The sequence below is a fragment of the Streptomyces venetus genome, assembly GCF_039540295.1.
GTDB classification, from domain to species: domain Bacteria; phylum Actinomycetota; class Actinomycetes; order Streptomycetales; family Streptomycetaceae; genus Streptomyces; species Streptomyces venetus.
Window position 1 is genome coordinate 1 of record NZ_BAABET010000026.1, and the last position, 7,753, is coordinate 7,753.

The 7,753-nt window shown below is 71.3% G+C and carries 1 protein-coding gene; it reads left to right on the forward strand.

The window, feature by feature from the left end:
• A partial coding sequence (locus ABEA82_RS38545; protein ID WP_345666423.1) for an SDR family NAD(P)-dependent oxidoreductase occupies positions 1-7,753 on the forward strand: 7,753 nt, incomplete at both ends.

Consider the following 7,753-nt stretch of genomic DNA (forward strand, 5'->3'; position numbering starts at 1 on the left):
TCGGCGCGGATGGATCCGATGCTGGCCGAGTTCCGCTCGGTGGTGGAGGGGCTGGAGTTCCGTGATCCGGCGATCGGGATCGTGTCGACGTTGCTGGGGCGTTTGGCGGGGCCGGGTGAGTTGAGCCAGGCGGAGTACTGGGTGCGGCAGGTGCGTGAGCCGGTGCTGTTCGCCGCGGCGGTCGATGAAGCGGTCCGGGGCGGAGTGGGTGCGTTCCTGGAGATCGGTCCGGGTGGTGCGCTGACGGCGATGGCGCAGGAGTGTGTCACGGACGGCGAGGCGCTGTTGGTGTCCATGCTGCGCAAGGACCGTCCGGAGCCGGCCTCGGTGCTTCAGGCAGCGGGCAGGTTGTGGACGCAGGGTGTTGAGGTCGACTGGCGGTCGATCCTGCCCCCGGCCCCGCCCGTGGAACTGCCGACCTACGCCTTCGACCACACCCCCTACTGGCTGGGCCGGAGCAAGAACGGCGTGGACGTCTCGGGTGTCGGTCTGCGCGAGGTGGGTCACGGCCTGGTGTCCGTCGCCGTCGAGGTCGCCGCCGGTGACTCGGTCGTCCTGTCCGGACGGCTGTCGACCGCGTCCGACGGCTGGCTGAAGGACCACTCCGTGGCGGAGCAGACGGTCTTCCCCGGCGGCGGCTTCGTCGAGATGGTGGTGCGTGCCGCCGACGAGGTGGGCTGCGGTCGCGTCGACGAACTGTCTCTCAAGGCACCGCTGTTGATACCCGCCGACGGAGCGGTCGACCTCCAGATCGTCGTCGGGGCGGCCGACGGGAACCAACGACGCGACGTCGCCGTGTACGCACGGCCGGCCGACAGCGAGAGGTGGACCCGTCATGCCCAGGCGACCGTCGCCCCAGGCACGCCCGCCGAACTCGCCGTCGCTCCGTCCGGTGCGTGGCCGCCCGACGGAGCGCGCCCCGTCGACCTAGACGACCGGTACGACGAACTGCGAGCCGACGGGTACACCTACGGCCCGGTGTTCCAAAGCCTCGAACGAGCCTGGCGGGTCGGCGACGAGTTGCTGGCCGAAGCGGAGTTGCCACAGAGCACGGCCGACGACACCGACCGGTTCGGCCTGCACCCGGCGCTGTGGGAAGCGGCCGCACAAGCGGTGGGGCTCACCCAACCGGACCGGCCGTCCACCGAGGCCGGCGCGCTGACGGCATCCGTCTGGCAGGGCGTCACCCTGCGCGCCACGGGAGCCACCCGCCTGCGCTTGCGCGTACGGCCCACGGGTACGGACACCGCCCGTGTCGAAATGGCGGACAGCACCGGCGAGCCCGTCGCCGTCATCGAGTGCATGACCGTCCGGCGCACGACCGCGGCCGCACTGACCGGCACCGCCCCTGACGGCACCGACGGTCTCTTCACCTTGGCCTGGACGCCGGTCGGGGATGCCGCCACGACTGCTCCACCCTCGGACGTGTCCGTCGCCGTAGCGGGCGACGAGGCCGAGGGATCCGCCGACGAGGCCGACATCGTCGTGCTGCCCGTCTTCGACTCCCTCGCCGCAGACGCAGACGCAGAGGCAGAGGCAGACAACGGGGCCGATGCCGAGGGCGTGGGTGCCGTCGCCGAGCGGCTGCTCGGTGCGCTGCAGAGGTGGCTCGCGGACGAGCGAAACGCCGCCCGCCGGCTCGCCGTGGTCACCCGGGGTGCCGTGGCCGCGTGCGAGGACACAGACGAGGCGCTTCCGGACGTGCCCGGCCTGGCCGCTTCGGTGGCATGGGGCATGATGCGCACCGCGCAGAGCGAGCACCCGGACCGGTTCCTGCTGCTCGACCTCGACCCTGCGGTCGGCGGGAGTGAGCTGCCGGACCTGGTGGCGAAGGCCGCCCGGACCGGCGAACCACAGTTGGCGCTGCGCGGCGAGCGGTTCCTCGCGCCCCGTCTGCGCCGCAGCACGGGTGCCGCCAGGCAGGGGGCCGCGCCCGACCCGGACGGCACCGTGCTGATCACCGGTGGCACCGGCATGCTCGGCCGGCTCCTGGCCCGCCATCTGGTCACGACCCACCAGGCCCGGCACCTGCTCCTGGTCGGTCGCCGAGGGCCCGAGGCGCCCGGCGCGGCGGAACTGCGGGACGAACTCACGGCGCTGGGAGCCGAGGTACGCGTCGCCGCCTGTGACGTCACCGACCGCCCCGCGCTCGCCGCACTCCTGGCCGGAATCCCGGCCGAGCACCCCCTGACCACCGTCGTGCACGCGGCCGGTGTCACCCGCAACGGCGTGCTGAGCGACGTGGAGCCGCAAGAACTGCACACCGCGCTCCGGGCCCGAATCGCCGGCGCCCTGAACCTGCACCACCTCACCCGTGACCTCCCCCTGTCGGCGTTCGTCCTGTTCTCGTCCGCCGCGGGCACGGTGGGCAGCTCCGGGCACACGACCCTCGCCACCGCGGCCGCCTTCCTCGACGCCCTCGCTCACCACCGCCGGGCGCGGGGACTGAACGCCCTTTCGCTGGTGTGGGGCGCCTGGGCCCCGGAGGGCCCGTCCGCACGCCCGCTGACCGACGCGGACACGGTACGGCTCGCACGCGAGGGAGCAGTCCCGCTCCCAGCCGCGGAGGGACTCGCGCTGTTCGACGCGGCATCGGCCGTGGGCGCCGCCCAGCTCGTCGCCTCGAAGATCGACGCCTCGGCACTGCGCGCACGTGCCGCCGCCGGTGTGCTGTCCCCGTTGTGGCACGACCTGTTCCGCACCACCACGCGCCGCCGGTCCGCGAACGACAGTGGCGACAGCCCCGGCAGCAGGGCATTCGCCCGCCAACTCCTCGACCTGGGGGAGGAGGAGCGGGCGCGCGTCGCCGTGGACCTCGTACGCCGACACGCCGCCGCTGTCCTCGGCCACGCGTCGCCCTCGCAGGTCGACCCCCAACGCGGCCTGATGGACGCGGGGTTCGACTCGCTCACCGCCGTCGAGTTCCGCAATCGTCTCGCCGCCGAGACCGGATTGCATCTGCCCGCCACGCTGATCTTCGACCATCCCACACCCGCCGCGCTGGCCACGTTCGTCCTGACGGAGACGCTCGGCGCGAGCGCCGATCCGGACGCCGGTGACACCGTCGTCACCCGGGTCGCCGTCGACGACGAGCCGATCGCGATCGTGGGTATGGCGTGCCGTTATCCGGGTGGGGTGTCGTCGCCGGAGGATTTGTGGCGGCTGGTGGCCGGGGGTGTGGACGCTACCTCGGAGTTTCCGGCGGACCGGGGGTGGCCGGAGGACTTGTACGACCCGGATCCGGATGCGTCGGGGAAGTCGTATGTGCGGCGTGGTGGATTCCTGGATGACGTGGCCGGTTTCGACGCGGACTTCTTCGGGATCTCGCCGCGTGAGGCGTTGGCGATGGATCCGCAGCAGCGGTTGCTGCTGGAGGTGGCGTGGGAGGCGCTGGAGCGGGCCGGGCTGAAGGCGCAGGAGCTGCGCGGCAGCCGCACCGGCGTGTTCATCGGCGCCACGAACTCTGCGTACGTCCCCGACATGGACCGCGTACCGGAGGCCATCGAAGGCTACGCCCAGACCGGTAACACCCTCAGCGTGCTGTCCGGCCGGGTGTCGTACACATTCGGTTTCGAGGGGCCGTCGGTGTCGGTGGACACGGCGTGTTCGTCGTCGCTGGTCGCTCTGCATCTGGCGGTGCAGGCGCTGCGCCAGGGCGAATGCTCCCTCGCGCTCGCCGGCGGTGTCACGGTGATCGCCAGTCCGGGTGGATTCGTCGACTTCTCCCGCCAGCGGGCGCTGTCCCCCGAGGGCCGGTGCAAGCCCTTCGCCGCCTCGGCCGACGGCACGACCTGGGCGGAGGGCGTCGGCCTCGTCATGTTCGAGCGTCTGTCGGACGCGAGGCGTCTCGGGCATCGCGTGCTGGGTGTGGTGCGTGGCTCTGCGGTCAACCAGGACGGCGCGAGCAGCGGACTGACCGCGCCGAACGGGCCGTCGCAGCAGCGGGTGATCCGGGCGGCGTTGGAGAACGCGGGCCTGCGCGCGGCTGATGTGGATGTGGTGGAGGCGCACGGTACGGGCACCAAGCTGGGTGACCCGATCGAGGCGCAGGCGCTGATCGCGACGTACGGTCAGGACCGCCCCGAAGGCCGTCCGCTGTGGCTCGGATCCATGAAGTCCAACATCGGTCACTCCGTCGCCGCCGCGGGTGTGGCGGGTGTGATCAAGATGGTGATGGCGTTGCGGCAGGGGGAGTTGCCGCCGTCGTTGTATGCGGGTGAGCCGACGCCGATGGTGGACTGGTCGGCCGGGTCGGTGTCGCTGCTGGCTGAGGGGGTCGCCTGGGCGCGCGGGGAACGCGTGCGCCGGGCCGGTGTGTCGTCCTTCGGCGTGAGCGGGACGAACGCGCACGTCATCGTGGAAGAGGCGCCTGCGGAAGAGCCCGCTGCCGAGCCTGTGAGCGACGGTGCGGGGCTGGTGTCGTGGGTGCTGTCCGGGGCCAGTGCGGGCGGGCTGCGGGGCCAGGCCGAGCGGTTGGTGTCCTTCGTCGAGCAGCGGCCCGAGGCGGGTGCCGGATCGATCGCGGCTGCCTTGGCGGGACGTGAGGGGCTGCGGCATCGGCTCGCGGTGGTGGGTGAGTCGGCGGAGGAGCTCGCGGAGGGACTGGAGTCCTTCCTGTCCGGCGATCTCTCTGCCGGCGCCGCTCAAGGTGTTGCCGGTACGGAGCCGAAGGTGGTCTTCGTGTTTCCGGGGCAGGGGTGGCAGTGGGTGGAGATGGGGGTGGAACTGCTCGCCACCAGTGAGGTGTTCGCCCGGGTGGTGGGTGAGTGCTCGGCCGTGGTGGAGGACTTGGCCGGCTGGTCTGTGCTGGAGGTTCTGCGGCGGGAGCCCGGGGCGCCTGGCTTCGACCGGGTGGACGTGGTGCAGCCGGTGATGTTCTCGGTGATGGTGGGCCTGGCCCGGCTCTGGGAGTCGGTGGGCGTGGTGCCCTCGGCCGTCGTCGGGCATTCCCAGGGCGAGATCGCGGCGGCGCATGTGGCCGGGGTGCTCTCGCTGGAGGATGCGGTGCGGGTGGTGGTGGCCCGCTCCGAGGCGCTGGTGGAGATCTGTGGGCAGGGTGCCATGGCCTCCGTGGCCTTGGGGTGTGCGGAGGTTCAGGAGCGCATCGCGGGACTGGAGTCGGTGAGTGTGGCCGCCGTCAACGGGCCGAACTCCACGGTGGTGTCCGGGGGTGCGGAGGAGATCGCCGGCCTTGTGGCGGGGCTGACGGCGTCGGGGGTGCGGGCGCGGCGGATCGACGTGGACTATGCCTCACACTCGGTGCACGTCGAGCAAGTCCGCCAGCGCATCGAGGAAGCATTGGCGTCCGTCCAGCCGCGCACCGGGCAGGTGCCGGTGTACTCGACACTGCGCGGTGAGGTGCTGACCGGGCCGGAGATGGACGGCCGTTACTGGTATGCCAACCTGCGCGGGCATGTGGAGTTCGAGCAGGCGGTGCGCGGTCTGCTGGCCGACGGGTTCACCACCCTCGTCGAGTGCAGCGCCCACCCCGTCCTGACACCCGGCATCGGCGAAACGGTCGACACCGTACCCGGAGCGCAGGTGACAGTGACGGGGACGCTGCGGCGCGACGACGGCGGCCTACGCCGCTTCCTGACCAGCACGAGCACCCTGTGGACGGCCGGGGTGGATGTCGACTGGAGCTCCCTGCTGCCGGAAGCAGAACCGGTCGAACTGCCGACGTATGCCTTCGACCGGTCACGGTTCTGGCTGGAGCGCACCACCGGAACAGGAAACGCCTCCGGTATGGGGCTGGGCGCGGTCGAGCACGGTCTGGTCTCGGCGGTGGTGGAGGTCTCTGCCGGAGGGGCAGTGGTGTTGTGCGGGCGTCTGTCCCGTTCCCGGCAGCGTTGGCTGGCCGATCACGCTGTTTCCGGGCAGGTGTTGTTCCCCGGGACGGGGTTCATGGATCTGGTGTTGCGGGCGGCGGACCAGGTCGGCTGCCAGGTGGTCGAGGAACTGGTCGTGCAGGCGCCCTTGCTGTTGCCCGACAGCGGTGACGTGGATCTGCAGATCGTCATCGAACCGGCCGGAGACGGCGGCGGGCGTCAGGTCGTGGTGTGCTCCCGGCCGGCCGGCACCGACAGCGTCTGGACCCAGCACGCACAGGCGGTGATCGCTCACGGCAGCACGGTCGATGTGGGACCTGTGGGTGTGTGGCCGCCGTCGGGTGCGGAGGTCATCGATGTGTCCGGTCTGTATGAGGAGCTGGCGGGGCGGGGGTATGCCTACGGGCCGGTATTCCGGGGGGTGCGGGCGGCCTGGCGGCAGGGCCCGGACGTCTACGGTGAGATCGAGCTGCCGGAGTCGGCCGTGGAAGAGGCGGCCCGGTTCGGGCTGCATCCGGCCCTGTGTGACGCGGCGGCGCATCTGCTGCAGTTCAGTGAGGTGCTGGACCAGGACGGGGTGTGGCTGCCGTTCGCGTGGAACGATGTGCGGCTGCTGGCCACCGGCGCCACCCGCCTACGAGTGCGGATCACACCGCTCGGTGAGGGCAGTGTCCGTATGGACCTCTACGACGTGGCCGGCGAGCCCGTCGCTGTGGTCGAGCAGCTGACCGCCCGCCGCCTGGACGCCAGCGAACTCCAGCCCACCAGCACCGCGGGCGCGCGGGGCCTGTTCGCCCTGACATGGCCCACCCTGCCCACACCCAACAGCCCCCAGCCGGCGACCGACGTCCTCGTATGGACGCCCGAGGGCAATACAGCGGAGGACACCTGGGGTCTGCCCGTGGTCACCGACCTCGCGGACATCCCTCCATCCGTGCGGACGGTGGTCCTGCCGGTGTCAGGCAAAAACCAAGACCTGGCCGACGTCAGCTGCGATGTGCTCGCGGCGTTGCAGTCCTGGCTGGCCCGGGATCATTCGGCCCGGCTGGTGGTGACCACCCAGGGTGCGGTAGGTGTCGACACCGGCACGGGTGCGGACGTCACCGACCTGTCGGCTTCCGGGACATGGGGCATGGTGCGCACCGCCCAGACCGAGTACCCCGACCGCTTCACCCTCCTCGACCTCGACCCCGACGAGCCGGATCCTTCTGCCCTTCTCCAGGCCCTCGCCGTGACCGGCGAGCCTCAACTGGCCTGGCGTGACGGCAAACTGCACGCGCCACGACTGGTACGGGCACTCAGCGGCAGCGGCGTGATTCACGGGGTGTCCGGGTTCGGCGCCGGAGACAACTGGCGCATCACCCCCCAGGGCACCGGCTCCCTCGACGCCCTCGCCAAAACTCCACACGAGGCAGCCACCCGCCCCCTCAACCCGGGCGAAGTACGCATCGAAGTCCGTGCCGCAGGACTCAACTTCTACGACGTGGCAGTCGCGATCGGCTTGGCCGACAATCCCGAGGGCCTGGGCGCCGAAGGCGCGGGAGTGGTCACGGAGGTCGGCCCCGAAGTCACTCGATTCGCGGTCGGTGACCGGGTGATGGGTGCGTTCCCCGCTGCCTTCGCTGTCCGTACGGTCGCTGATGAGCGGATGCTCGTTCCGATCCCGGCTGACTGGTCCTTTGAGGATGCGGCGTCGGTGCCTGCGGTGTTCTTGACGGCGTATTACGCCCTGCACGACCTCGCCCATATCAAGCCCGGTCAGCGGGTTCTGATCCATTCCGCGGCCGGTGGTGTCGGTATGGCCGCCACCCAGCTCGCCCGCCACTTCGGCGCCGACGTCTACACCACCGCCCACCCCACCAAATGGCACACCCTCAAAGCCGCCGGCATCCCCGCCGACCACATCGCCTCCTCACGCACCACCG